This window comes from Enterobacter sp. C4G1 (genome assembly GCF_052886895.1).
Window position 1 is genome coordinate 800,483 of record NZ_JBQVVV010000002.1, and the last position, 24,619, is coordinate 825,101.

General features: G+C 51.2%; 26 protein-coding genes and 4 pseudogenes. 15 read left to right on the forward strand and 15 right to left on the reverse strand.

Annotated elements, in window-relative coordinates; translation table 11 throughout:
* Positions 1-4: 4 nt before the first annotated feature.
* The 3 genes from ydcS to ymcF form a co-directional block, all read right to left on the reverse strand.
* Positions 5-1,150, reverse strand: a complete 1,146-nt coding sequence (gene ydcS / locus ACT9TW_RS17735) for a putative ABC transporter substrate-binding protein YdcS (RefSeq protein WP_446493237.1) — start codon at positions 1,148-1,150, stop codon at positions 5-7.
* Positions 1,151-1,453: 303 nt separating this feature from the next.
* Positions 1,454-2,863 carry an aminotransferase-like domain-containing protein gene (locus ACT9TW_RS17740; RefSeq protein WP_446493238.1) on the reverse strand — a complete coding sequence of 470 codons (1,410 nt, stop codon included), beginning with the start codon at positions 2,861-2,863 and terminating at the stop codon, positions 1,454-1,456.
* Positions 2,864-2,946: 83 nt separating this feature from the next.
* Positions 2,947-3,135 carry a cold shock small protein YmcF gene (gene ymcF / locus ACT9TW_RS17745; protein WP_182061264.1) on the reverse strand — a complete coding sequence of 63 codons (189 nt, stop codon included), beginning with the start codon at positions 3,133-3,135 and terminating at the stop codon, positions 2,947-2,949.
* 433 nt (positions 3,136-3,568) lie between these two features.
* Here ymcF and ACT9TW_RS17750 point away from each other — a divergent pair, with 433 nt between their 5' ends.
* From ACT9TW_RS17750 to hslJ, 4 genes are all read left to right on the forward strand, one after another.
* A complete protein-coding gene (locus ACT9TW_RS17750) occupies positions 3,569-4,966 on the forward strand; it encodes a cytochrome ubiquinol oxidase subunit I (protein WP_446493239.1) in 1,398 nt (465 codons plus the stop codon).
* Positions 4,966-5,976, forward strand: a complete 1,011-nt coding sequence (gene cydB, locus ACT9TW_RS17755; RefSeq protein WP_446493240.1) for a cytochrome d ubiquinol oxidase subunit II — start codon at positions 4,966-4,968, stop codon at positions 5,974-5,976. The genes ACT9TW_RS17750 and cydB overlap by 1 nt, the downstream gene beginning before the upstream one ends.
* The gene (locus ACT9TW_RS17760) at positions 5,976-6,104 is read left to right on the forward strand and encodes a DUF2474 domain-containing protein (protein WP_217186634.1); all 129 of its coding nucleotides are present in this window, start codon (positions 5,976-5,978) and stop codon (positions 6,102-6,104) included. The genes cydB and ACT9TW_RS17760 overlap by 1 nt, the downstream gene beginning before the upstream one ends.
* Before the next feature lie 125 nt (positions 6,105-6,229).
* A complete protein-coding gene (gene hslJ / locus ACT9TW_RS17765; protein WP_446493241.1) occupies positions 6,230-6,670 on the forward strand; it encodes a heat shock protein HslJ in 441 nt (146 codons plus the stop codon).
* Here hslJ and ACT9TW_RS17770 read toward each other — a convergent pair whose 3' ends face one another.
* Positions 6,671-6,937, reverse strand: coding sequence for a putative hemolysin (locus ACT9TW_RS17770; RefSeq protein WP_446493242.1), 267 nt, complete (start codon positions 6,935-6,937; stop codon positions 6,671-6,673).
* A gap of 373 nt (positions 6,938-7,310) precedes the next feature.
* Between ACT9TW_RS17770 and ACT9TW_RS17775 the strand changes: the two genes are divergently transcribed.
* Positions 7,311-7,616, forward strand: coding sequence for a hypothetical protein (locus ACT9TW_RS17775; protein WP_446493243.1), 306 nt, complete (start codon positions 7,311-7,313; stop codon positions 7,614-7,616).
* 235 nt (positions 7,617-7,851) lie between these two features.
* Here the strand turns inward: ACT9TW_RS17775 and ACT9TW_RS17780 are convergent, their stop codons facing one another.
* The 6 genes from ACT9TW_RS17780 to ACT9TW_RS17805 all read right to left on the reverse strand — a co-directional run bounded on the left by ACT9TW_RS17780 (position 7,852) and on the right by ACT9TW_RS17805 (position 10,288).
* Positions 7,852-8,106: a hypothetical protein gene (locus ACT9TW_RS17780; RefSeq protein WP_446493244.1), complete on the reverse strand. Its 255-nt coding sequence runs from the start codon at positions 8,104-8,106 to the stop codon at positions 7,852-7,854.
* A complete protein-coding gene (locus ACT9TW_RS17785; protein WP_446493245.1) occupies positions 8,103-8,381 on the reverse strand; it encodes a hypothetical protein in 279 nt (92 codons plus the stop codon). Before ACT9TW_RS17785 ends, ACT9TW_RS17780 begins: the two co-directional genes overlap by 4 nt.
* A complete protein-coding gene (locus tag ACT9TW_RS17790) occupies positions 8,378-8,869 on the reverse strand; it encodes an Hcp family type VI secretion system effector (protein ID WP_446493246.1) in 492 nt (163 codons plus the stop codon). Before ACT9TW_RS17790 ends, ACT9TW_RS17785 begins: the two co-directional genes overlap by 4 nt.
* A 121-nt stretch (positions 8,870-8,990) precedes the next feature.
* Entirely contained in the window at positions 8,991-9,383 is a 393-nt protein-coding gene (locus ACT9TW_RS17795) for a hypothetical protein (protein ID WP_446493247.1), read from the reverse strand.
* Entirely contained in the window at positions 9,384-9,860 is a 477-nt protein-coding gene (locus ACT9TW_RS17800; RefSeq protein WP_446493248.1) for a DUF2778 domain-containing protein, read from the reverse strand.
* A complete protein-coding gene (locus tag ACT9TW_RS17805; RefSeq protein ID WP_446493249.1) occupies positions 9,857-10,288 on the reverse strand; it encodes an Hcp family type VI secretion system effector in 432 nt (143 codons plus the stop codon). The genes ACT9TW_RS17800 and ACT9TW_RS17805 overlap by 4 nt, the downstream gene beginning before the upstream one ends.
* A gap of 1 nt (position 10,289) precedes the next feature.
* Between ACT9TW_RS17805 and ACT9TW_RS17810 the strand changes: the two genes are divergently transcribed.
* Positions 10,290-11,464 (forward strand): IS3 family transposase gene (locus ACT9TW_RS17810; protein WP_446492749.1). Its coding sequence is split into 2 segments (ribosomal slippage): positions 10,290-10,548 and positions 10,548-11,464, totalling 1,176 coding nucleotides; the frame shifts between segments, so codons are not numbered across the junction.
* 7 nt (positions 11,465-11,471) lie between these two features.
* On the opposite strand, the pseudogene ACT9TW_RS17815 reads toward ACT9TW_RS17810, so the two are convergent.
* The 3 genes and pseudogenes from ACT9TW_RS17815 to ACT9TW_RS17825 all read right to left on the reverse strand — a co-directional run.
* Positions 11,472-11,600: pseudogene (locus ACT9TW_RS17815) on the reverse strand (type VI secretion system tube protein Hcp); the annotation flags it as partial.
* Positions 11,601-11,704: 104 nt separating this feature from the next.
* On the reverse strand, positions 11,705-12,046 hold the full coding sequence (locus ACT9TW_RS17820) for a hypothetical protein (protein WP_446493250.1): 342 nt from the start codon (positions 12,044-12,046) through the stop codon (positions 11,705-11,707).
* A gap of 132 nt (positions 12,047-12,178) precedes the next feature.
* Positions 12,179-12,304: a hypothetical protein gene (locus ACT9TW_RS17825; RefSeq protein WP_446493251.1), complete on the reverse strand. Its 126-nt coding sequence runs from the start codon at positions 12,302-12,304 to the stop codon at positions 12,179-12,181.
* Between the two features lie 25 nt (positions 12,305-12,329).
* Between ACT9TW_RS17825 and ACT9TW_RS17830 the strand changes: the two are divergent.
* The 9 genes and pseudogenes from ACT9TW_RS17830 to ttcA all read left to right on the forward strand — a co-directional run.
* Positions 12,330-12,599, forward strand: a pseudogene (locus ACT9TW_RS17830) (site-specific integrase); the annotation flags it as partial.
* Positions 12,600-12,700: 101 nt separating this feature from the next.
* Positions 12,701-16,224 (forward strand): annotated as a pseudogene (gene nifJ, locus ACT9TW_RS17835) (pyruvate:ferredoxin (flavodoxin) oxidoreductase).
* A gap of 69 nt (positions 16,225-16,293) precedes the next feature.
* Positions 16,294-17,657, forward strand: a protein-coding gene (locus ACT9TW_RS17840; protein WP_446493252.1) for an IS3 family transposase whose coding sequence is annotated in 2 segments (ribosomal slippage) — positions 16,294-16,771 and positions 16,771-17,657 — 1,365 coding nt in all. Because the reading frame shifts where the segments join, the coding sequence is not laid out codon by codon here.
* Positions 17,658-18,067: 410 nt separating this feature from the next.
* Entirely contained in the window at positions 18,068-19,177 is a 1,110-nt protein-coding gene (gene ompC / locus ACT9TW_RS17845) for a porin OmpC (RefSeq protein WP_182061271.1), read from the forward strand.
* 205 nt (positions 19,178-19,382) lie between these two features.
* Entirely contained in the window at positions 19,383-19,595 is a 213-nt protein-coding gene (locus tag ACT9TW_RS17850) for a KTSC domain-containing protein (protein ID WP_446493253.1), read from the forward strand.
* A 34-nt stretch (positions 19,596-19,629) separates the two neighbouring features.
* A complete protein-coding gene (locus ACT9TW_RS17855; protein ID WP_259349660.1) occupies positions 19,630-19,755 on the forward strand; it encodes a hypothetical protein in 126 nt (41 codons plus the stop codon).
* Between the two features lie 198 nt (positions 19,756-19,953).
* Entirely contained in the window at positions 19,954-21,567 is a 1,614-nt protein-coding gene (locus tag ACT9TW_RS17860; protein ID WP_446493254.1) for a mechanosensitive ion channel family protein, read from the forward strand.
* Positions 21,568-21,644: 77 nt separating this feature from the next.
* Positions 21,645-21,887 (forward strand): annotated as a pseudogene (locus tag ACT9TW_RS17865) (tyrosine-type recombinase/integrase); the annotation flags it as partial.
* Between the two features lie 6 nt (positions 21,888-21,893).
* Entirely contained in the window at positions 21,894-22,829 is a 936-nt protein-coding gene (gene ttcA, locus ACT9TW_RS17870; RefSeq protein ID WP_446493255.1) for a tRNA 2-thiocytidine(32) synthetase TtcA, read from the forward strand.
* A 46-nt stretch (positions 22,830-22,875) separates the two neighbouring features.
* On the opposite strand, the gene dbpA is transcribed toward ttcA, so the two are convergent.
* Together dbpA and ynaL are read right to left on the reverse strand one after the other, a co-directional pair.
* Positions 22,876-24,249: an ATP-dependent RNA helicase DbpA gene (dbpA, locus tag ACT9TW_RS17875; protein WP_446493256.1), complete on the reverse strand. Its 1,374-nt coding sequence runs from the start codon at positions 24,247-24,249 to the stop codon at positions 22,876-22,878.
* A gap of 27 nt (positions 24,250-24,276) precedes the next feature.
* Positions 24,277-24,459, reverse strand: a complete 183-nt coding sequence (gene ynaL / locus ACT9TW_RS17880; RefSeq protein WP_435581009.1) for a proline-rich small protein YnaL — start codon at positions 24,457-24,459, stop codon at positions 24,277-24,279.
* Positions 24,460-24,619: the final 160 nt, after the last annotated feature.

Sequence of the window (24,619 nt, forward strand, 5' to 3'; positions counted from 1 at the left end):
TCGATTAACGGCCGCCCATGATGGCGATGTAATCCTGCGTCCAGCGGCTGTACGGAACATACTTGCCCCCTTCTGCAATCGGCGTTTTCCAGAACATAATTTTATCGAAATAGTTATAGCCGTTGGTTTCGCAGCCTTTATCACCCAACAATGTGCTGGCCTTACAGCCTTCAGCAACAACCGGTAACGAGCCAAACCATGCCGCCAAATCCCCCTGCAATTTCGGCGTCAAAGACCAGTTCATCCATTTATAAGCGCACATCGGGTGTTTCGCCTGCGCGTGAAGCATGGTGGTGTCCGCCCACCCGGTCACGCCTTCTTTCGGGAAGACGGTGGCAATAGGCTGGTTTTCACCTTTCAGGGCATTCGCCTGATACGGCCAGGCGCTCGATGCCACCACACCTTCGTTTTTGAAGTCACTCATCTGAACCGTGGTGTCATGCCAGTAGCGGTGGATAAGCGCATGTTGATCGCGCAGCACTTTCAGGACCGCAGCATACTGTTTTTCCGTCAACTGGTACGGATCAGAGATCCCCAATGCCGGCTGGGTAGCTTTCACAAACAGCGCGGCATCAGCGATGTAAATCGGACCGTCATAGGCTTGTACGCGGCCCTGGTTGGTTTTACCGTCCGGCAGGTCTTGTTTCACGAAGACCACATTCCAGCTATCCGGCGGCGTCGGGAAGGTTTTGGTGTTGTACATCAGCAGGTTCGGCCCCCACTGATACGGTGTGCCATACACTTTGCCGCCCACGTTAAACCATTCGCCCTTTACAATTCGCGGGTCGATGGTTTTCCAGTTCGGGATCAAATCAGGATTAATCGGCTGTACGCGTTTACCCATAATCAGACGTAACGAGGCGTCACCGGATGCGGTAACCAGGTCATAGCCGCCCTTCGCCATCAGGCTGACCATTTCATCAGAAGTGGCAGCAGTTTTGACGTTCACCGCGCAGCCGGTGTCTTTTTCGAACTGTGTTACCCAGTCGTAATTTTTATCGGTCTGACCGCGTTCGATGTATCCCGGCCAGGCAATAATATCCAGTCGACCTTCCCCTTCGCCGATCGCCTTGGGTGGCTCAGCGGCTTGCGCTGTCATGATAGTCATACCGAGCGCGCACAGGCTGCTGCGGGCAAATTTTTTGCTCATTAGATTTACTCCTGTCGCAATGAAATTTAGCGGCAGCCGTGCCGTAAAAATATCTCCCTAATTAAACGTAGACCGCGCAAATGGGCCTCACCCTGCGGCTTAAGGAAATTTCATCAGGTTGTGACCGAGGGCGCATTCCCCGTTAACTGGATTATAGACAAGGGGTTAGCAGTGAGAGGCGGTATGCAGATTTCCTATGATGCAAAAGAAAAAGCACCGCGGGATATTCGCAGTGCTTTACGTGAGATAAGGATTGTTTATTTTTGAGGGGTCATTATTCCCCCGGAAATCTGGCGATAATTATTATTTCATCATCGTGCTTATTAATTTCCCCAACTGACTTACCGCCTGCTCCTCTCGCTCACCCCACGCCCATGAGGTATTAAAACGGAAAAACGGTGTCCAGGCGTCAGAGGTTGAAAACATTTTGCCCGGCGCAATGCTGATATGGTTCTCCAGCGCTCTCTCGCTCAGTATCCCAGCATCCAGCGGCGCAGGTAGTTCCAGCCATAAGAAGTAGCCGCTGTCGTTGTGGTGGATTTTCACCCCCGCAGGCATATGGCGCAAAAGCGATTGCCATGCCAGCTGTTTACGTTCGGCCAGCGTGCGCCGCAGGCGGCGAAGATGGGCGTCATAGCGTTTTGTCGCCAGATAATCCACCAGCGCCAGCTGCACGGGTGAACTGGTGGATAACGTACTCATCAGCTGCAACTGTTGAATGCGTCGGGCATGTTTTCCGGCGGCTACCCAGCCGATACGAAAGCCAGCCACCAGGCATTTTGAAAATGAGGAACAGTGCAGCGTCATGTCCTGGGTGTCCCACGCTTTGGCCGGAAGCGGTTTTTCACGGCCAAAATAGAGCTCGCTATAGACGTCATCTTCAATCAGAGTGACGTTGTAACGGGTCAACAGCGCCACTAAATGCGCTTTTTTCTCCGCGCTTAGCGTAAACCCAAGCGGGTTCTGGCTGTTGGTCATCAGCCAGCAGGCTTTGACCGGATACTCGTTCAGCGCATGTTCAAGCGCGTTCAGATCGATCCCTTCGCGGACGTCAGTGGCAATGGAGAGCGCTTTTAATTTCAGGCGTTCGAGCGCCTGAAGCGCACCGTAAAAACAGGGGTTTTCGACAATCACCCAGTCGCCAGGCTCGGTCACCGCCTGCAAACTGAGGTTGAGCGCCTCAAGCGCCCCGGCGGTGATGACAATTTCTTCCGGTGAGATGTTCATCCCCTGCTGAGCGTAGCGACGGGCAATGGCATGACGTAAATCGACGTTTCCCGGCGGCAGGTTTTCAATCACACTCATGGCGGTGGCTGTTTTACTGACGTTAGCAAGCGAACGGTTGAGTTGCTGGAGCGGGAAGAGCCGGGGATCAGGGAACGCTGAAGCAAATGGCACCACAGAAGGATCGCGGCTGGCCTGCAACACGTCGAAAATATAGGTGTTGATGTCCACCACTTCATCGCGCATCACCTGAGCGGGCGGCGAAGGCTGTGATGGCGTCGGGCGCGAGGCAACGTAATAGCCCGACTGCGGTCTTGCGACAATCCTTCCCTGGCTTTCCAGCATCTGATAGGCATGGCCAACGGTCATAAAACTCATGCCGCTGCTCGCAACCTGCTCACGCAGGGAAGGCAATTTATCGCCCGGCAGCCATGCGCCAAGCTCTATTTGCGAGATAATTTGTTGCGCCAGACGCTGGTATTTTTTCATCAGATTCTCCTTGCTGAACAACAGTGTATATCAGAAGAAGAAAAAGAGAAGATTTTGCTAACTGTTATGGTTTAACGGTGTAATTACTTGCGGTACTCAGTGACTGCGCTTTGGGTAAAGCGAGCAGCCGCTAAATGATCGAGCGTAATCATGGACGATTTGCAGAAAATGCATTTCGCGCCGTGTGGATTTTTTTCCGACACGTCAAAGACTGAGGTGCGGTACTGCGAGCCATGACAGCATGGGCAGCGGAAATGGATATAAGAAGTCATAAGATTCTCCTGTAAACGTAAAAAACGTAAATTACTAATGGGCCATTCAGGCGATAGTGGTATGAAACAAAACTTATCGGAGTGTAGAAAAAGACCCAAGAGAGGCTGCGGAGAGGCACAACGTGATGAGAACTGCTTTATAAAACTACGTCAGATATTTATTTGAAATCAAAACCAGAGGGACATTAACGCACGACGATGACCATAAAGCAAGCTAATTAATAAATAAAATGCATAAGAATAATCTTTTTATAATCCATCGAATTATGTCTTCTCTTCGTGGGATGCCCCTCTGAACACACCGGTTATATCAGATGCCGAAAAAAACATGCCTTTAGCAAACTGTTATACATAAATTTCATTTTTCTGCGTCTGATACTCTTCTTCGCAACCCCATACCATAACAGCACACCGTTTGACATTGAGGCTGTGCATGTTTGGTTTAGATGCTTTTCATCTTGCGAGGATACAATTCGCATTTACCGTATCCTTTCACATTATTTTCCCGGCGATCACCATTGGCCTGGCGAGCTACCTCGCCGTGCTGGAAGGGCTATGGCTGAAAACGAAAAACCCGGTCTGGCGTTCGCTTTACCATTTCTGGTCAAAAATCTTCGCCGTTAACTTTGGCATGGGGGTGGTTTCAGGCCTGGTGATGGCGTACCAGTTTGGCACCAACTGGAGTGGATTTTCCCAGTTTGCCGGGAGCATTACCGGCCCCCTGCTCACCTACGAAGTATTGACTGCCTTCTTCCTTGAAGCGGGTTTCCTCGGGGTGATGCTGTTCGGCTGGAACAAAGTCGGGTCAGGGCTGCACTTCTTTTCAACCTGTATGGTGGCGCTCGGCACTATCATCTCAACCTTCTGGATCCTGGCCTCGAACAGCTGGATGCAAACCCCGCAGGGCTATGAAATCGTTAATGGGCAGGTTGTACCCGTCGACTGGTTTGCGGTGGTATTTAATCCCTCCTTCCCGTATCGCCTGCTGCACATGTCGATAGCGGCATTTCTGAGTAGCGCGCTTTTTGTCGGCGCGTCTGCGGCCTGGCATTTACTGCGCGGCAACAATACGCCGGCTATCCGCGCCATGTTCTCGATGGCGCTGTGGATGACCCTGATTGTTGCCCCCATCCAGGCGATGATTGGCGATATGCACGGTCTGAATACCCTTAAGCATCAGCCAGCGAAAATCGCGGCCATTGAAGGCCACTGGGAAAATCTACCCGGCGAGCCAACACCGTTGTTACTGTTTGGCCTGCCAGATATGGAGCAGGAACGTACACGCTTTGGGCTTGAGATCCCGGCGCTGGGCAGCCTGATCCTCACGCACAGCCTGGGTAAACAAGTTCCGGCGCTGAAAGAGTTCCCGAAAGAAGATCGCCCTAACGCCACCATCGTGTTCTGGTCTTTCCGCATTATGGCCGGGCTGGGCATGTTGATGCTGTTGCTCGGAGTGGTGGCCGTCTGGTTGCGTTACAAGAAACGCGTTTATTCCTCACGCCCCTTCCTGTGGTTTGCCCTGCTGATGGGGCCGTCCGGGCTGATTGCCATTCTGGCGGGCTGGGTGACGACTGAAGTGGGCCGCCAGCCGTGGGTGGTGTACGGGCTTCAACGCACAAAAGATGCAGTCTCCGCGCACGGCGATTTGCATATGAGCGTCAGTTTGCTGACGTTCTTTGTGGTCTATACCTCCGTCTTTGGCGTGGGATACAGCTATATGGTGCGGCTGATTAAGAAAGGCCCTCAGGCGCACGAAACCTTTGCCACAGAATCCGATGGCCGCCCTGCGCGCCCGCTTTCTGCGGTTACTGAACTGAAGGAGAAACCATAATGGGTATCGATCTTTCCGTTATCTGGTTTGTCATCATCGTTTTCGCCACGCTGATGTATATCGTGATGGACGGTTTTGATCTGGGGATTGGCATTCTGTTCCCGGCAACGCAAAACGCCGACGATCGCGATGTGATGGTCAACAGCGTTGCGCCCGTCTGGGATGGCAACGAAACCTGGCTGGTGCTTGGCGGCGCGGCGTTGTTTGGTGCTTTCCCGCTGGCCTATGCGGTGATTATTGATGCTCTGACCATCCCGCTGACATTAATGCTGATCGGACTTATATTCCGCGGCGTTGCCTTTGAGTTTCGTTTTAAAGCGACGCCCGCGCACCGTCCTTTCTGGGATAAAGCCTTTATTGGCGGGTCGATTCTGGCAACCTTCACCCAGGGCGTGACGGTGGGTGCGGTGATCAATGGGTTTACGGTAACCGGGCGCACATACACCGGCGGGCCATTCGACTGGTTCACGGCGTTTAATCTGTTCTGTGGCGTGGGTCTGGTGGTGGCGTACGCCCTGCTAGGGTCAACGTGGCTGGTGATGAAAAGTGAGAACGCGCTTCAGCAGCGGATGCGACAGGTGTCGAAACGCCTGCTGCTGGCGCTGCTGGTGATTATCGCTGTGATTAGCGCCTGGACTCCACTGACGCACTCCGACATTGCCGCGCGCTGGTTTACACTGCCGAACCTGTTTTTCCTGCTGCCTGTACCGGTGCTGGTCGTGGTGTTTAGTCTGTTCCAGTGGCGCAGCCTGAATAACCCGGCGAGCCATAATCTGCCGTTTGTTTTGACGCTGGGGCTGATTTTCCTTGGCTTTAGCGGGCTTGGGATCAGCATCTGGCCGCACATTATTCCGCCGTCGATTACCCTGTGGCAGGCCGCAGCGCCAGCGCAAAGTCAGGGCTTTATGCTGGTGGGCGCGCTGCTGATTATTCCGGTTATTTTGGTCTACACATTCTGGAGCTACTACGTCTTTCGTGGAAAAGTTCAGCATGGGGAGGGTTATCACTGATGCAACAACCGGTCTGGAAACGCCTGATGTGGCTGGCCCTCATCTGGGGCGGCAGCGTCCTGGCTCTGGCGGGTGTGAGTATGGTCTTTCGCCTGCTGATGGCCGCCGCTGGGTTTAAGTCACACTAACCGGCAAACCGGGTTGCATCCTGCGGCCCGGTTTCTTCTCGCACTTTCAGATAAACCCCATTAACTCGCGCAGGAGTATCGTTACACTGTAATTGATTCACAGCATTGATAGTTTGAGAATAAATATGAAAAAGCTCGTTGCGTTAAGTCTGTTCAGCCTGGTCCTCGCCGGCTGTGTTAATCCCGGCAAAGCCTCCGTTCAGGCAGATCAACTCCAAAACCATCGCTTTATTCTGGAAAATGTGGACGGTAAAGCCGTGACAACCACAGCAACGCGGCCTGAAATTAGCTTCAGTGGTTCGCAGTCAGATATTAGTCTTACCAAAAACATGACTGTTTCCGGCGTGATGTGTAATCGCTTTAGCGGCGAGGGGAAATTGTCCGAAGGCGAGCTTAAGGTTAAGACGCTGGCTATGACCCGCAAATTATGTTCAGAGCCGCAGCTTAACGAGTTGGATCAGGCGATCAGCAACATGCTACGCAAAGGGGCGCAGGTCGACCTGACTGAAGACCAGTTAACGCTGGCAACGGCTGATAAAACGCTGACCTTTAAGCGGGCAGAATAATCAGTAGTTTCCGCATGTTCCAACGGCAAGCGACTGTTCACTGCAACGTTTGCCGTTAGGCAGTGCGCACATCCCTATCGCGGAGCCGTCAAGCTGACGGGCAACGGATAGCGATCCGCCGATCATCGCACAATTAGCCTGTCCTGAGCTGGACATTGCCGCTTTCATCCCTGGCGTCACGTGCGCGGCAGTAGCTTGCTGCACAGGTTCACTGCTACACGCCGACAACAATAATGCGGCACATCCTACCCATAACGATGAACGCATACTTTTTTCCCCATCAACGGTAACGAAACCTAAGCATAATAGGCATCCCACCGCGTTGCGTCGAGAGCCAGAATGCGTATTTATGCACTCAGGAAACAAATGCTCACGCTTTTTTTGCCAAAAAGTTGATCTACTCATTGATGCAGGGAACCAGGTCATAGCAGTGCGGAGTGTCATTACGCACAGCCACTTCGCGCGGGCATAGGCTCCCCCTTTCAGTAGATGTGCCAAAAAATAATCCAGGAATAGAGGTATTTCCATCGTCGGGCATCCGGGCAACTTCTGTTTTTTCATGGATAACTCATATAAAGTGGTAAAAGTTTTGATAAGAATGCCTGTTCTTAACGGAATTTAAACTGATAGGAGATCAATCATGTCTTTAGAATCCGTAATGGCAGCTCAAGCTTGTCGTAGTTATTTGGGCATTGGTCGTGAAAGCCATGCCGTTGTAAAGGGATTTGTTGACGGCAATCAATACGATATAGTCGTCAAAATCGATACCAATACAGTGGAGTTTGATTTTGTGGATTTCAAAATCGAAAGTTACACTTACTTCACCACAGATTTTCAACACATGGAGTGGGACGAAGAAGAAGGAATCCTGACGATTTCTAACAATAAAGGTAACCAGTATTCTTTTAGCATCTTTTTCCCTGCCCCCGAATCTGAAGAAGAATAAAAATCATCGAGCGCCAAAGTGTGGCGCTCTGAGATATTTACTAGCGGTTGGCTATTCATGCTGGCGCGTTTTTCTGGCTCCAGATCTGCGGCTTTGGAAGAATAAAAATAACTTTCGCTCGGTAATTTACTTCGTAAATGTCTCGTAACTGTATTTCAGACGAACAATGTAGAAATAGCGTCCGAGAGTAGAATAGCATTCAAAGCTTAGAAAACAAGAAACCCGCCGAAGCGTGTTAGTTGGTGGCTCTTCTTTTCCTCATCAGTATTCGATAAACAAGGAGTGCAGCGAGGATCGAAGGTAGAAGCGCCACAACCCAGCTCGACATAAGCACTATTTCGAGGGTGCTTTCGTCACCGAAGGTTCCCAGTACATCAGAAATGGCGTAAATCCACTCTATAGGCACGCCATTGAACCATGCACCGGAAATGCTGGCGAATGTCACAACACAGGCGATCGCACTGAGGAAAGCTGCCGGGATCTTTCTCATGTTACGGTGATTGTTCCATAGGCTCTCATGCTGGTGCATGGCACTGGCATCATAGTCGTGTTCAGCAGCGCATTTCTTAGGTAATCAAAATCAGCTTGCTGGCTCAGCGTTATGCATCCCTCACTTAAGCCCCGTGGGCCGATCTCTTTGCGGCTTTGCATCGTTGAGTTGTTACGCCCATACTGCTGGCCGGAGAATGCCGGGAAGTTCCCGACCCCGGGCACACTCAGGATAGAGGTTGGCAAGCCATTCAGGGCAAACCGGGCGATAATCACGCAGTAACCCTCATGTTCCAGCCATCAGTAAACTTGATGTTGCCGTCGCAATATTTCCAGGTGATTTTTTCATACCGAAGTTCGATGGATTCCAGATGGTTGTGTTTCTCCATCGACGGGGTTTTAACGTTATGCATCACAGGGGTGATACCCACGACTTTGACTCCCTCAAGCAGCATGTTGAAATACTCAACCTCCTGCCCGGCATCATTGATGCGGTACCATTTAAACTCAGCGCTCTTTAGGGTCTGGCCTTTTGCCACCGCTTTGTACAGATAGGGGCTGGATGAGTCGAATTCTTTCTCAAACGTCAGCGTGCTATGTATGCGTGTGCCTGTGATCTTGCCGGTCATGTTGTCAGTCGGCAGGTGCAGACCGTGGGCGAAACTGTGAATCTCTATGCTGCCATCACGATCTTGTACATCAACAGAGCCTGTGATGTCTGCGCCGCCGTCATCCTTCAACCACAAATATGCTGGTATAGCCATGATTTATCTCCTTATAAAAATGCGGAGTATAACCATGCCTTCGTTGTGGTTTAATTCAATTCGTGCTTACTGCCATAAGAAGCAATTCACAAAAAACCCGCCGAAGCGGGTCTGAGCTGCTTTAAATATTTCTTCGTTTCGCAAGCATGAACACTACCAGGGAGGTCAAGGCAAAAGCACCGCACAGAATGAAGAAAAACGACACCAGTTGCTCAGGAAGCGAGGCATATATCCCCGCAAAAATCGCAAGAAATATGCAGATTTGGCCCAGCCAAAAAAATGCTTCTTTTTTACCTGACACCACGCACACAATCAGGAAAATCACCAGCGCTGAAATAAGCGAACTCCCACCAACAACAAGATCATTCCAGCGGTTTTCCGACATATCGCCAAACGCTAATCTCTCACGCAGTAAAAAGTCATTATCAAAATCAATCAGTAGGCAACCAGCAAATACAATGAAAAAACCAAAAAATCTCAACCACCATGCGCCCATCTTCTCAGCTGGAGTCATTTAATACACCTGAACTGTGCCATACGCATAAAGCGAACCAGATACAAGGATCTTCGGGGTCCTCAGTAGGGCTTCCCGAAGCACCGCAAAATGAGAAGGTGAAGGAAGAGTAATGCAACCATTACTTATGCCCTCATATCCTGCAGGATGGAGCCTAAAACTCCCCCTGCTTACTGCATTGATAAATGTAGTGTCATCTATGCTGCCATCCTCGCGATACAAAGCAAACCAGATTGAGTGATCAGACCCGGTATACTTAGTAGCAAACACATCTTTAACGTACGTACTCATGCTTCGCGGTCGTTCGACAATATAATATTTCCCTGGCGGGAGTGGCCCTATGTTCTTCACAGCAACTGAATCCGGGTTATTGCGGTGAATTCCCGCATTGCCGGAGTATGCAGGAAAAAAACCTATCCCGGGGCAGCTCAGGTTAGACAACGCATTACCGTTCAGCCTGAAGGTGCAATGGATCATCGCTCGTTCCACGCATCAGTGAACATGATATTGCCGTCGCAGTGCTTCCAGGTGATTTTTTCATAGCGCAGGGAAACCGCCTCGAGATGATTGTGTTTTTCCGTGCCGGCGTTTTTGCAGTTATGCATCAGCGGACATACAGAAACGACTTTGACTCCCTCAAGCAGCATGTTGAAATACTCAACCTCCTGCCCGGCATCATTGATGCGGTACCATTTAATTTCGGCTGATTTTAGGGTTTGCCCGCTCGCAACTGCCCGGTAGAGATATGGTGAGGATGAATCGAACTCTTTTTCTATAGTAAGCGGGGAATGGATGCGGGTGCCTGTAAGCTTTCCGGTATTGCCGTCGGTGGTGTAGTGGCACACTAAATTTGGCCACCTGAATAGAGGTGATATCATCGCCTCATAGTCAAAAACAGGTGACATTATGACCGGACGTAACAGACGCAATTTTAGCCCCGAGTTTCGCCTTGAAGCTGCCCAGCTTGTACTCGATCAGCATTACACCGTTGCCGCCGCTGCCACGGCAATGAATGTCGGCAAATCCACGATGGATAAGTGGGTCCGCCAGTTGAAAGAAGAACGATCGGGAAAATCACCCATAGCTTCACCCATGACACCTGAGCAGATTGAAATACGCGAGCTAAAGAAAAGACTTCAACGCGTTGAAATGGAAAGAGATATATTAAAAAAGGCTACCGCGCTCTTGATGTCAGGCTCCCTGAACAGTTCTCATTAGTTGAGAAACTCAGGGCGCGGTTTCCCGTTGCCGTCGTGTGCAACGTGTTTGGGGTTCACCGCAGCAGCTATAAATACTGGCGGCAGCCAAAGAAGCCTGATGCCACACGCGTGGTATTACTCAGTCTTGTCCGTGAAAGCTATCGCGAAAGTAATGGTTCCGCAGGTGCTCGTAATATTGCCGCGATGGTCACGAACAAAGGTGTAAAACTTAGCCGCTGGCGGGCAACAAAACTGATGAAAGAGCTTCGTCTCATCAGCTGTCAGCAGCCAGGTCATCGATATAAAAAGGTGTCTAAAGAACACGTTGAGATCCCTAATTATCTGGAACGCCAGTTTGCTGTAACAGAGCCTAATCAGGTCTGGTGTGGTGATGTGACTTATATCTGGACGGGTAAACGCTGGGCTTATTTGGCCGTAGTGCTTGATCTGTTTTCACGTAAACCGGTTGGCTGGGCGATGTCATTTTTCCCGGACTCAGCACTGACAGCGAAAGCGCTGTCCATGGCCTGGGAAGCGCGAGGAAAGCCAGCTAATTTGCTGTATCACTCGGATCAAGGTAGCCACTATACCAGCAGGAATTTCAGGCAGTTACTGTGGAGATATCAGATAAAGCAAAGCCTGAGTCGCCGGGGAAATTGCTGGGATAACAGTCCGATGGAACGTTTTTTTAGAAGTCTGAAAACAGAATGGGTGCCGGATAATGGATACGCTAATGTTAGCGAAGCCAGCGCAGCGATAACGAACTACATCACGGGATATTACAGCCAGCTCAGACCCCATCAATATAATGGTGGCTTGACGCCGAATGAATCAGAACGATTGTTCTGGAAAAACTCCAAAGCCGTGGCCAGTTTTTGTTGACCACTACAGTGGGGATGTGCAAGCCATGCCCGAAAGATAAAACTTCTACACTCCCCTCCCTGTCCTGAACATCAACGGTTCCCCTGATATCTGCGCCACCATCATCTTTAAGCCATAAGTATGCGGGTATAGCCATGTGTATCTCCTGATAAAAAATTGAGTATATCCACATTAACTTTATGACTTTAAATCATTTTGTGCTTAAGGAATGTCCCAAAAAGAACCCATTGATGCTCTAAATTATTCGATGTCGGTGCGGGCAGCGCTGTTATAACCATCAAGCCAGACCAGGGCGGTTGCGGCTGGCAGCCGTTTAATTCTCTCAGGCAACATTTCTACAGTTAGCTCTGAAAACGCGCCTCGCTCAGTAGCAGCTTTCCGGTATTCTTGAAGCTCCTGGCGCTCTGCGCCGTCAAGCGGTTTGGGAGTTAATGCCGCCAGCGCGATTTCACCCAAGCGGAGACTAATTCTGCGCGCCTCAACACCAGTCGATACGCGGATCGCTGCATTGCAGCCGTTCACAGCATACATCGCCTCTTCGATTAACTGCTCTTTTGTGAATTCTCTGGTAATAGTGCTCATGGGTTAGTCGGTGCTTTCGACTTGGTTCAGGAAGTTCAGCACCTCTTCAAAAAGTGCTCCTATACGCGCCACAGCAGAAATAAACTCTCCACCGTTATTTTCCTGCTCATCACAGATAGCGTCATACTGTGGCTAGTTGAAAATAGACACATCACAATCGCCGGTAGTGGCAAACGCCAGTCGTTTAGATGGGCACTCAGCCAGAAGCTTATTGAGCCTCTTAACCCAGACTTTTTCCTGCTTCGTCAAAGTAGCCATACTCACTCTCCTTTAGTACACGTGAGAGACCGGGCTGAAAAAAGCGGGTGTTCGCGCTCGTGATCCATACCAGTCGCGCCATACTTATGCTTGCTGGTCACTGTCAGCGGGCGCCAATCCGTCCTTTATCGCCAGCCAGATGGGTCATGAAAACGCAAAAATGGTTTATGAGGTTTACGGGAAGTGGATTGGAGAAATGAGTAAAAATCAGGTGGATATCATTAATCAAAACTTACCTGATGCCTTGCCCCCGGTGTGCCCCCTGGATCAATTTGTGCACTCGAAAGCCTTATAACTTCAATGGAATAGGTGAGCGACCTATAATAAGGGAATAATTATCAGACCCGTAGCGGTTTCACGGGTCCCCTTTTTTGCGCAATGTAAGGGTGTCGTCTTATGCAAACTATTGACGGTAATGGTGCTGTCGCGTCAGTCGCGTTCCGTACCAGCGAAGTTATCGCCATCTACCCAATTACGCCAAGTTCTACGATGGCTGAACAGGCAGATGCCTGGGCGGGAAACGGGTTAAAAAACGTCTGGGGCGATGTTCCCAGAGTGGTAGAAATGCAGTCAGAAGCCGGGGCCATTGCTGCCGTGCATGGCGCACTGCAGACCGGTGCCCTGTCTACGTCGTTCACCTCCTCCCAGGGATTGCTGTTGATGATCCCGACGCTGTACAAGCTGGCAGGACAACTGACTCCCTTTGTATTGCACGTGGCGGCGCGCACCGTTGCCACGCACGCGCTCTCGATTTTTGGCGATCACTCTGACGTCATGGCCGTACGCCAGACCGGCTGCGCCATGCTATGTGCCAGCAGTGTTCAGGAAGCCCAGGACTTCGCGCTGATTTCCCATATTGCCACCCTCAAGAGCCGCGTACCGTTTATTCATTTCTTTGATGGTTTCCGCACCTCGCATGAAATCAACAAAATCGTTCCCCTGGCGGATGACACTATCCTGAACCTGCTGCCGCAGGCAGAAATTGACGCCCATCGCGCCCGCGCCCTGAACCCGGAACACCCGGTTATTCGCGGCACGTCCGCCAACCCGGACACCTACTTCCAGTCACGTGAAGCGACAAACCCATGGTACAACGCCGTTTACGACCACGTTGAGCAGGCGATGAACGACTTTGCCACCGCTACCGGGCGTGAATACAAACCGTTTGAATACTACGGTCACCCGCAGGCAGAACGCGTCATCGTGCTGATGGGGTCTGCAATCGGTACCTGTGAAGAAGTGGTGGACGAACTCCTGACACGTGGCGAAAAAGTCGGTGTGCTGAAAGTGCGCCTTTATCGCCCGTTCTCGGCAAAACACCTGCTCTCTGCCCTGCCGGAAAGCACCCGTAGCGTTGCCGTGCTCGACCGTACCAAAGAGCCAGGCGCACATGCCGAGCCGCTGTATCTGGACGTGATGACCGCCCTGGCGGAAGCCTTCAACAGCGGTGAACGTGAAACCTTACCGCGTGTCATTGGCGGCCGGTACGGTCTTTCCTCTAAAGAATTTGGCCCTGACTGCGTGTTTGCGGTGTTCAATGAACTGGCTGAAGCGAAGCCAAAACCGCGCTTTACGGTCGGCATTTATGATGACGTTACTAACCTTTCGCTGGTGTTACCGGAAAACACGCTGCCATCAAAAGCGAAGCTTGAAGCGCTGTTCTATGGCTTAGGCAGTGACGGTAGCGTCTCGGCAACCAAGAACAATATTGCATCATCGGTAACTCGACGCCGTGGTACGCGCAGGGTTATTTCGTGTATGACTCGAAAAAAGCCGGTGGGCTGACCGTTTCTCACCTGCGCGTCAGCGAACACCCGATCCGTTCGGCGTACCTGGTGTCGCAGGCAGATTTTGTCGGCTGCCATCAGTTGCAGTTTATCGATAAATACCAGATGGCCGAACGCCTCAAACCTGGCGGTATTTTCCTGCTCAATACGCCGTACAGCGCAGATGATGTCTGGTCGCGCCTGCCGCAGGAAGTGCAGGCGGTTCTTAATCAGAAAAAAGCCCGCTTCTTTGTGGTTAATGCGGCAAAAATTGCGCGTGAGTGCGGGCTTGCAGCGCGTATTAATACCGTCATGCAGATGGCCTTCTTCCACCTGACCAACATCCTGCCGGGCGACAGCGCGCTGGCGGAGTTGCAGGGTGCGATTGCCAAAAGCTACAGCAGCAAAGGCCAGGAGCTGGTTGAACGTAACTGGCAGGCGCTGGCGCTGGCACGCGAATCATTGTTCGAAGTACCGTTACAGCAGGTGAACGCCGCCAGCCCGAACCGGCCGCCAGTAGTGTCTGACGCTGCCCCTGACTTTGTTAAAACCGTTACCGCTGCAATGCTGGCAGGTCTGGGTGATGCCCTTCCAGTTTCGGCGCTGCCGCCAGACGGAACCTGGCCGATGGGCACCACGCGCTGGGAAAAACGCAACATCGCCGAAGAGATCCCCATCTGGAAAGAAGAGCTGTGTACTCAGTGTAACCACTGCGTTGCTGCCTGCCCGCATTCTGCCATTCGCGCCAAAGTGGTGCCTCCGGAAGCGATGGAAAATGCACCAGCCAGCCTGCATTCTCTGGATGTAAAATCCCGCGATATGCGCGGACAGAAATATGTTCTCCAGGTGGCACCGGAAGATTGCACCGGCTGTAACCTGTGCGTGGAAGTTTGCCCGGCGAAAGATCGTCAGAACCCGGAAATAAAAGCCATCAATATGATGTCGCGTCTGGAGCACGTGGAAGAAGAGAAAGTGAATTATGATTTCTTCCTGGACCTTCCAGAAATCGATCGCAGCACACTGGAACGTATCGACATCCGTACTTCGCAGCTGATTACCCCGCTGTTCGAGTACTCCGGCGCCTGCTCTGGCTGCGGTGAAACCCCGTACATCAAACTGCTGACCCAGTTGTATGGTGATCGCATGTTGATTGCCAATGCCACCGGCTGTTCATCTATTTACGGGGGCAACCTGCCATCAACGCCGTACACCACGGATGCCAACGGGCGCGGCCCGGCATGGGCGAACTCCCTGTTTGAAGACAACGCCGAGTTCGGCCTGGGCTTCCGTCTGACGGTCGATCAGCATCGTGCCCGCGTGATGCGCCTTCTGGAACAGTTTGCCGATAAGATCCCGGCTGAGCTGAACGATGCCCTGCATGCTGACGCGACGCCAGACGTGCGCCGCGAGCAGGTTGCAGCGCTGCGCAGTGCACTCCAGGGCGTTGACGGTGCAGAACAGTTACTGACTGATGCCGATGCGCTGGTTGAGAAATCTATCTGGCTGATTGGTGGTGACGGCTGGGCTTACGATATTGGATTTGGCGGCCTGGATCATGTGCTGAGTCTGACTGAAAACGTCAATATTCTGGTGCTGGATACACAGTGCTATTCCAACACCGGTGGCCAGGCCTCTAAAGCCACTCCACTGGGTGCGGTCACGAAGTTTGGCGAACACGGGAAACGCAAAGCGCGTAAAGATTTGGGCGTCAGCATGATGATGTATGGTCATGTCTATGTCGCCCAGATTTCACTGGGGGCACAGCTTAACCAGACGGTGAAAGCCATTCAGGAAGCGGAGGCCTATCCAGGCCCGTCGTTGATTATCGCCTACAGCCCTTGTGAAGAGCATGGTTACGATCTGGCGCTCAGCCACGATCAGATGCGCCAGCTCACAGCCACCGGGTTCTGGCCGCTGTATCGCTTCGATCCGCGTCGTGCTGATGAAGGCAAATTGCCTCTGGCGCTGGATTCGCGTCCGCCGTCAGATGCGCTGGCCGAGACACTAATGCAGGAGCAGCGTTTCCGTCGCCTGAATGCGCAGCAGCCTGAGGTAGCTGAGCAGCTCTGGAAAGATGCGGCCATCGACCTGCAAAAACGCTATGACTTCCTGGCCCAGATGGCAGGTAAAGCGGAAAAATCCACCAACGAATAACCACTCAAGCCCGGCATGTGGACTGCACCCCAAAAGTTGGACACCCAACTGAGTAAGGTGCAGTTTTTTATGGCAAAGCCAAAATTTTCCCTCGAAACCAGATTAGCTGTAGTTAATCACTACCTTGCCGGAAAAGATGGAACACATCGAACAGCTGAACGCTTTGGTGTTGAGAGAACATCAGTGCGACGCTGGGTAAGAGCCTGGCAACTCCACGGTATTGATGGCATTACCTGGAAAAATGACCGCCATTCTCCGGCGTTCCGGATAACTGTTGTCCAGGCTGTTCTCAGTGAAGAACTTTCGATGCGTGAAGCTGCCGCACGGTTTAATATCTCAACTGAAACCGTTGTCAGGCACTGGGTGAATGTTTACAAAGACGCAGGTGAGAAAGGACTTCTGAGCATAAAACCAGGTCGGAGCAAGGACATGACAAAACCCAAAAAAACACCGCCACTTACCGATGCTGCACTGGAAAAGTTATCTCCCGAAGAACTGCGGGCTGAACTCCGTTATCTGCGCGCAGAGAATGCCTATCTAAAAAAGCTGAAGGCCTTAGTTCAAAGCGAGAAAAGCGGCAGAAAGCCGGAATAATCAGTGAGCTAAGGCAGGAGTATGCGCTCGGTGATCTTCTGCGTGCAGCAGGTATGTCCCGCAGTACGTGGTATCACAATATGAATGCGCTGAAACGAGTGGACAGTCATGCCAGTCTGAAAGACAAAATCAGAGAGATTTACCACTATCACAAAGGGCGTTATGGCTACCGCAGGATCACGCTCTCACTGAGAAAACAGGGGTTGTTGGTAAACCATAAAACAGTGCAGCGACTGATGGCAGCGCTGTCACTCCGCTCTCTGATAAGGGTGAAGAAATATCGTGCCTGGAAAGGGGAAGTGGGCAAGGCTGCGCCCAATATCCTGAACCGGAACTTCGGTGCATCGAAAGCCAACGAAAAATGGGTCACGGATGTTACAGAGTTCTCGGTGCAGGGTAAAAAGCTGTACCTGTCGCCGGTTCTCGATCTGTTTAACCGGGAGATTATCTCCTACAGCCTGTCGGAAAGGCCGGTGATGGAGATGGTTAATACGATGCTGCACGATGCGTTCTCAGTGCTCGGACCGGAGGATGCACCGTTGCTGCACACGGATCAGGGCTGGCAATACCGAATGGCAGGCTATCAGGCAAAGTTAAAGGCGCAGGGTATAACACAAAGCATGTCGCACAAGGGAAACTGCCTGGATAACGCGGTGATGGAGAACTTCTTCGGCACACTGAAATCGGAGTGTTTTTACCTGAACAGGTTCAGCGATCTGAATGAACTGAGGAAGGCGATAGTGGACTATATCCATTACTATAACAACGAGCGGATCAGCCTGAAATTAAAAGGCCTGAGTCCGGTAGAATACCGAACCCAGGCCCTGATAGCCGCTTAACATGAACTGTCCAACTTTATGGGGTCAGTCCAATGTTCGGGCTTTTTTTATTCTGCGCAAAAAAATGCCCGATGCATTCACATCGGGCGTATCCAGTTTATTTCCGAAAACTCTTTATTTAAGTAAAAAAGATTCACCGAAATAATGAATAAAACATCTTAAAGGCATATAACGGCGTAGAGCCTACCCTCTTTCCCATTACATTAATAATTTTAATTTTGTATTTTTTACGCTCATATATTCATGAAGATTATCGTCATTTCAGCAGCATTATTCTGTTGATATTTTACTTAATCAGTAACAATTATATTTTATTACTCTCAACTCAGAGTGATTTAGCATGGGACATCTTTCCAGTCAGGAAAGTTCAATCAGTAATTAAATAAAAACAACTGCAAAGGAATATCACAATGCAAAGAAAAGTACTGGCTCTTATGATTCCGGCCCTTTTAATGGCTGGCGCAGCGAATGCAGCTGAAATTTACAACAAAGATGGCAACAAATTAGATCTGTACGGAAAAGTAGATGGCCTGCATTACTTCTCTGACGATAAAGGTGCGGATGGCGATCAGACGTACATGCGTCTGGGCTTCAAGGGTGAAACCCAGATCAACAACATGATGACCGGCTACGCGCAGTGGGAATACAACGTTCAGGCTAACAACACTGAAAGCTCTGACAACCAGTCCTGGACGCGTCTGGCGTTCGCAGGGGTCAAAGTTGGTGATTACGGTTCATTCGACTACGGCCGTAACTATGGCGTGCTGTACGACGTGGAAGGCTGGACCGATATGCTGCCAGAGTTCGGTGGCGACTCTTATACCAAAGCAGACAACTTCATGACCGGCCGTGCGAATGGTGTTGCAACCTACCGTAATACTGACTTCTACGGTCTGGTACAGGGTCTGAACTTTGCCTTGCAGTACCAGGGCAAAAATGAGAGCGCCAGCAACAACCAGGAAGGGACGAACAACGGTCGCGACACGCGTCATGAGAACGGCGACGGTTTCGGTATCTCCACTACCTATGACTTCGGCATGGGCTTTAGCGCCGGTGCAGCTTACGCCTCTTCTGACCGTTCCAACGATCAGGTGCGTTACACAACGGCGGGCGGCGATAAAGCCGATGCCTGGACTGCTGGCCTGAAATATGATGCCAACAATATCTACCTGGCAACCATGTATTCCGAAACCCGTAATATGACGCCATACGGTGACAACGAAAACGCGGTTGCTAACAAAACGCAGAACTTCGAAATCACTGCACAATATCAGTTTGATTTCGGCCTGCGCCCGGCCATTTCTTACCTGCAATCCAAAGGTAAAGACCTGGGTAACGGTGAAGGCGATAAAGATCTGGTTAAATATGCTGACGTAGGCGCAACCTATTATTTCAACAAAAACATGTCCACCTATGTTGATTATAAAATCAACCTGCTGGACGAAGATGACGCATTCTACAAAAACAACGGTATCGGTACGGATGATATCGTAGCGTTAGGCCTGGTTTACCAGTTCTAATTCTTCTGGCCCGCGTGCAAGCGCGGGCTATTAATTTATTATCGCAAACTGTTTAACTGAAATTACACATCCCTTCCTCATTACCTTTTCTTATTCCACCTGATATCTGATTCTTTGCATCACTGATTTGAATTTACTTATTGCACCCTGCACCTCTAATGGAGGATGATGTCTCTCCCCGTTACGCCGTCAGGGAGAGCCCATCATGACCCATCACCCAGTAAGATCATCACGCATCTCGTCGATTGCTTATGATGAAGGCAGTGCCACCCTCGAAATACGGTTCCATGATCGTTCCGCTTTCCAGTATCAGCGTGTCCCCGCTCGCATTTTTCGGGATTTCCTGAACGTAGTGTCTAAAGGTCGCTTTTACGACGGCGTCGTTAAAGGTAAGTTTAAAGAGGTCAAAGTATATTGAGCCGGACCTTTCAGCATGAATAAGGACATTCACATTGTTTAGTCGTATATCTGTTGTTGTGCTCGCCCTCCTCGCCTTCCTGTGGATGGCGTTAATTTTCGATATTGGCGATATCGTTAGCCATCTTGGCAACCTTCTGAACCATTTAGACAGCTATTAACCCTCTCCCTCTGCCTTTACCTGCCTGACGCACTCTTACCCTCCTGCATCATTGTCGATGTACATCCGGGCGGTCATAGCATCGCTTGAGGTGAATGTTGCACAACCGGGCAACTGGTCTATGCTCAGAAAGTTCATGTCTGCCGGTTAGCTGGTTGCCTGAAAAATAATGATAATTTCGCGTTATCGGGTGATGAGTATGAATAAGAGAGTGCTCGTTTTTCTGGCGTGTGTGATATCGCTTTTCACCTTTGGTTCTTTTGCGGCGGAACCGCGTCAGGAGCCAACTGACCAGGAGCAAGCCCGCACGGTTTATATCTTCCATCATCCCATTGTTATGCTTCAGGCGAAATTCGGGCTCACTACGCCAGAAGAGCGCGTGCTACGCATCCGCAACACGCTGCGTCATTTCGAACATGCGGATCTGCTCGAACCCCTGAAAATCGTCCCTGTCACCCGCTATAACCAGCCGGGAAGACTGTTCGTTATGAATGGCAAACCTGTCATGCTTCTGGCGCAGGCGGATCTGGATGAGGGGGATGATCTTACCCTGGATCAGGCTGCGCAACGTGTGCTGGTACGCCTTGAAGCACAGCGCACCGCACTTCGCGATCAATTCAATACCGGCTGGCTTGTCCTCTCTTCGGTGAAGACGGTTGCAGGTCTGGCGGTCTTTTTGCTCTTTGGCTATGTTGCGTGGCGCTCATGGCGCCGGGTGCGGCAATATTATCGCCGCCAGATTGCTGAAAACCGGGGTTGGTTCCCCAAAAGCTGGCGCCGTTATACGGGGGCAATTGAAGCACGCCTGTATGGCTTACTAATGATATTACTGGGGATTTTAGCATTTTACGTCTGGTTAAGCTGGGCATTAAGTTTGTTCCCCTGGACGCGAGTCTGGGCTACGTCGCTGGGTGACTGGTCACTGCGTGTCGTACGTCAGATAGCCCTGTCTATCGTCTCTGCGTTACCTGGCCTGATGATTGTTTTGATTATTTTCATCATCACCGCCTTTATTCTGAAGTTGCTCAAAATGGTGCTCCGCCAGGTTGAAGCTGGCCGTTTACAGTTTCCGGGGCTTCACCCTGAGACTGTCGGGGCGACCCGCAAGCTTATCTCCGTGATGGTGTGGTTATTTGCTCTTTCCGCCGCATACCCTTTCCTTCCTGGCGCAAATTCGCTGGCCTTTAAAGGCATTAGCGTCTTTTTTGGCCTGATGTTAACGCTGGGTTCGGCTGGGGTGATGAATCATGCCATGAGTGGCCTGGTGCTTATTTATTCGCGAGCGCTGCGAAAAGGGGATGTTATTCGGGTAGCGGATAACGAAGGCCAGGTCAGCGAAATCGGGATGCTCGCCACCAAAATTATCACACGCGAAAACTACGTGGTGACGGTACCCAATGCGGTTGTGGTGAGCGGCAAGATTGTTAATCTCAGTGCGCAAAATAAAGATGGCAGCATCAACTTAACCGTCGGCGTGACCATAGGGTATGACACCCCGTGGCGGCAGGTTCACGCAATGCTTGAGCTGGCAGCCAAGCGAGCACGGTGTGTCGATCTGACGCATCCACCGCTTGTACGCCAGCTGGAACTGATGGACTGGTACATAGCCTATGAGCTACAGGTGAGACTGTTTCCCGGGCAGTCCCTGGCCATCGCGCGCAACGAGTTGTACAGCAACATTCAGGATGTATTCAATGAATTCAACGTTCAGATCATGTCGCCGAATTTCGTCATGCAGCCTGAAGGGAACATCATGGTCGCGCAAGAAAACTGGTATGCAGCCCCCGCAGCACCACCAAAGCGTGAAGGGTAAAACGGCGTAGTCAGCACTGCATTGGTGTATCAAATAATGCCTTCTGTTTCCGTGCATGTACTGCGTAAGGCACCTAAAAAGCCGACTACGCTTTATCAAGTACTGATGCCAGATCAAACGCCGCTGTAAAACGTGCTGGAATTCGTCGCCGGAATCCGTACCATACGCGACATACTTTTGCCTGCTGGCTTTTATCCGCTGGCGCTAACCCTTCTTTCATAGTGAGCCAGATAGGGCATGAAAACGCGCAAATGGTTTATGACGTCTGCGATGCGTGGTTTAAAGAATTGAATAAATGCCCTTTCTGGTTCCATAGGTAGTAATAAATGCAACAAAATCAAGACATTAACAAGAAAGAACAATACAACCTGAACAAATTACAAAAGCGTCTGCGCCGTAACGTGGGCGAAGCTATTGCTGACTTCAATATGATTGAAGAAGGCGATCGCATCATGGTCTGCCTCTCCGGGGGGAAAGACAGTTACACCATGCTGGAGATCCTGCGCAATCTTCAGCAAAGCGCGCCGGTGAATTTCTCACTGGTGGCGGTAAACCTCGACCAGAAACAGCCGGGTTTCCCGGAGCATATTCTTCCTGAGTATCTGGAGAAGCTGGGCGTCGAGTATAAAATTGTCGAAGAGAATACCTATGGCATCGTGAAAGAGAAGATCCCTGAGGGCAAAACCACCTGCTCGCTGTGCTCTCGTCTGCGCCGCGGGATCCTCTACCGTACGGCAACCGAACTGGGCGCAACCAAAATTGCGCTGGGCCATCATCGCGATGACATCCTGCAAACACTGTTCCTGAACATGTTCTACGGCGGCAAAATGAAAGGGATGCCACCAAAACTGATGAGCGATGACGGGAAACACATCGTTATCCGCCCTCTGGCATACTGCCGCGAGAAGGACATCGAGCGTTTCTCACAAGCGAAAGCGTTCCCGATAATCCCTTGTAATCTGTGTGGTTCACAGCCAAACCTGCAACGTCAGGTGATTGGCGATATGCTGCGTGACTGGGACAAACGCTATCCTGGCCGTATCGAAACCATGTTCAGCGCCATGCAGAACGTTGTGCCTTCGCATCTGGCGGACATAGAGCTGTTTGACTTTAAAGGGATTAACCACGAGTCAGAAGTGGTGAACGGCGGCGATCTGGCGTTTGATCGTGAAGAGATCCCAATGCAGCCTGCTGGCTGGCAACCGGAAGAAGATGACGCCCAGCTTGATGAACTGCGTCTGAACGTCGTCGAAGTGAAGTAATCCGTTAGCGTCCCGAACAGGCTTCGGGACGCTATCTTTCTGCCGCTTACTTAAGCAGGCGAACCCGACAGGCTTTGCCTTTAATTTTGCCGTTCTGCAACTGCTTCCAGGCTTTATGCGCCACTGACTGGCGAACAGCAACATAGACATGTGCCGGATGCACGGCAATCTTCCCGATATCCGCCCCGTCCAGACCAATATCCCCGGTCAGCGCGCCCAACACATCACCCGGACGCATTTTGGCTTTTTTACCGCCATCAATGCACAGCGTAGCCATTTCAGCATCCAGCGGCACAATGCTGACATTGCCTGGCGCACTGACCCAGTTCAGCTTCAGCTGCAGCATTTCAGACAGAATGTTTGCGCGCTGCGCCTCTTCAGGTGCGCAGAAGCTGATTGCCAGGCCACTGTTCCCGGCGCGGGCAGTACGTCCGATACGATGTACATGCACTTCAGGGTCCCAGGCCAGCTCAAAGTTAACAACCAGCTCCAGTGATTTGATGTCCAGGCCACGAGCCGCAACATCTGTCGCCACCAGCACGCGCGCACTGCCATTGGCAAAACGCACCAGCGTTTGATCGCGGTCGCGTTGCTCAAGATCGCCATGCAGCGATAACGCACTCTGCCCGGCAGCATTCAGTGCATCGCACACAGACTGACAATCTTTTTTGGTATTACAGAACACCACGCAGGACGCAGGCTTATGCTGGCTCAGCAGCTTTTGCAGTAGCGAAATTTTGCCCTGCTGCGAGGTTTCGAAAAACTGTTGCTCAATAGCGGGCAACGCATCGACGCTATCAATTTCAATGGTTAATGGGTTTTTCTGTACCCGGCCGCTGATAGCCGCAATAGCTTCAGGCCAGGTCGCTGAAAACAGAAGCGTCTGACGATCGGCAGGCGCAAAGCGAATAACCTCATCGATGGCGTCGCTAAAGCCCATATCCAGCATACGATCGGCTTCATCCATAACCAGCGTTTGCAGCGCATCAAGGGATACGGTGCCTTTTTGCAGGTGATCCAGTAAACGCCCCGGGGTTGCCACGATAATGTGCGGAGCGTGCTGGAGCGAATCGCGCTGGGCACCGAAAGGTTGTCCACCGCACAGCGTCAGAATTTTAGTGTTCGGCAGAAAACGCGCCAGTCGACGCAGTTCACCGGCGACTTGATCCGCCAGTTCACGGGTCGGGCACAGCACTAAAGACTGGGTCTTAAACAGTGCGACATCAATATGCTGTAACAGCCCAAGACCAAATGCAGCCGTTTTTCCACTGCCCGTTTTTGCCTGTACGCGTACATCACGGCCTTCAAGAATGGCGGGCAGCGCAGCCGCCTGAACAGGGGTCATAGTGAGGTAACCCAACTCGTTAAGGTTATCGAGTTGGGCAGCGGGCAGAACATTCAGGGTAGAAAATGCGGTCACAATATACTCTCGCGGTCATCTTTGCAGTCAGATGGCGCGTATCCTCGCAGATCTCGGGGTTTGATGCGACATTTTAATCGGTTCTTCATCGGGTGGCGGGTCAGGCATCGGCTGCGGACGTGGGATGGGGTCCGGCATCGGTATAGGATCGTTAGGTTCAGGGCCAATCGGAATGGAATTTAATCGTTGAAGTGTGGGTAGGATGCTCATCTTTCCCTCCAGGTTTGGGCGTTCTCCCTTTTTAGGGTAGACGCTGAAGAACAGGAGGCAAAAAAAAGCCGACTATTAAGTCGGCGTCGTACGAATCAATTGTGCTATGCAGTAATTCAAAAAAGGAAGTAAGACAATATGGAGCGCAACGCCCATCGCT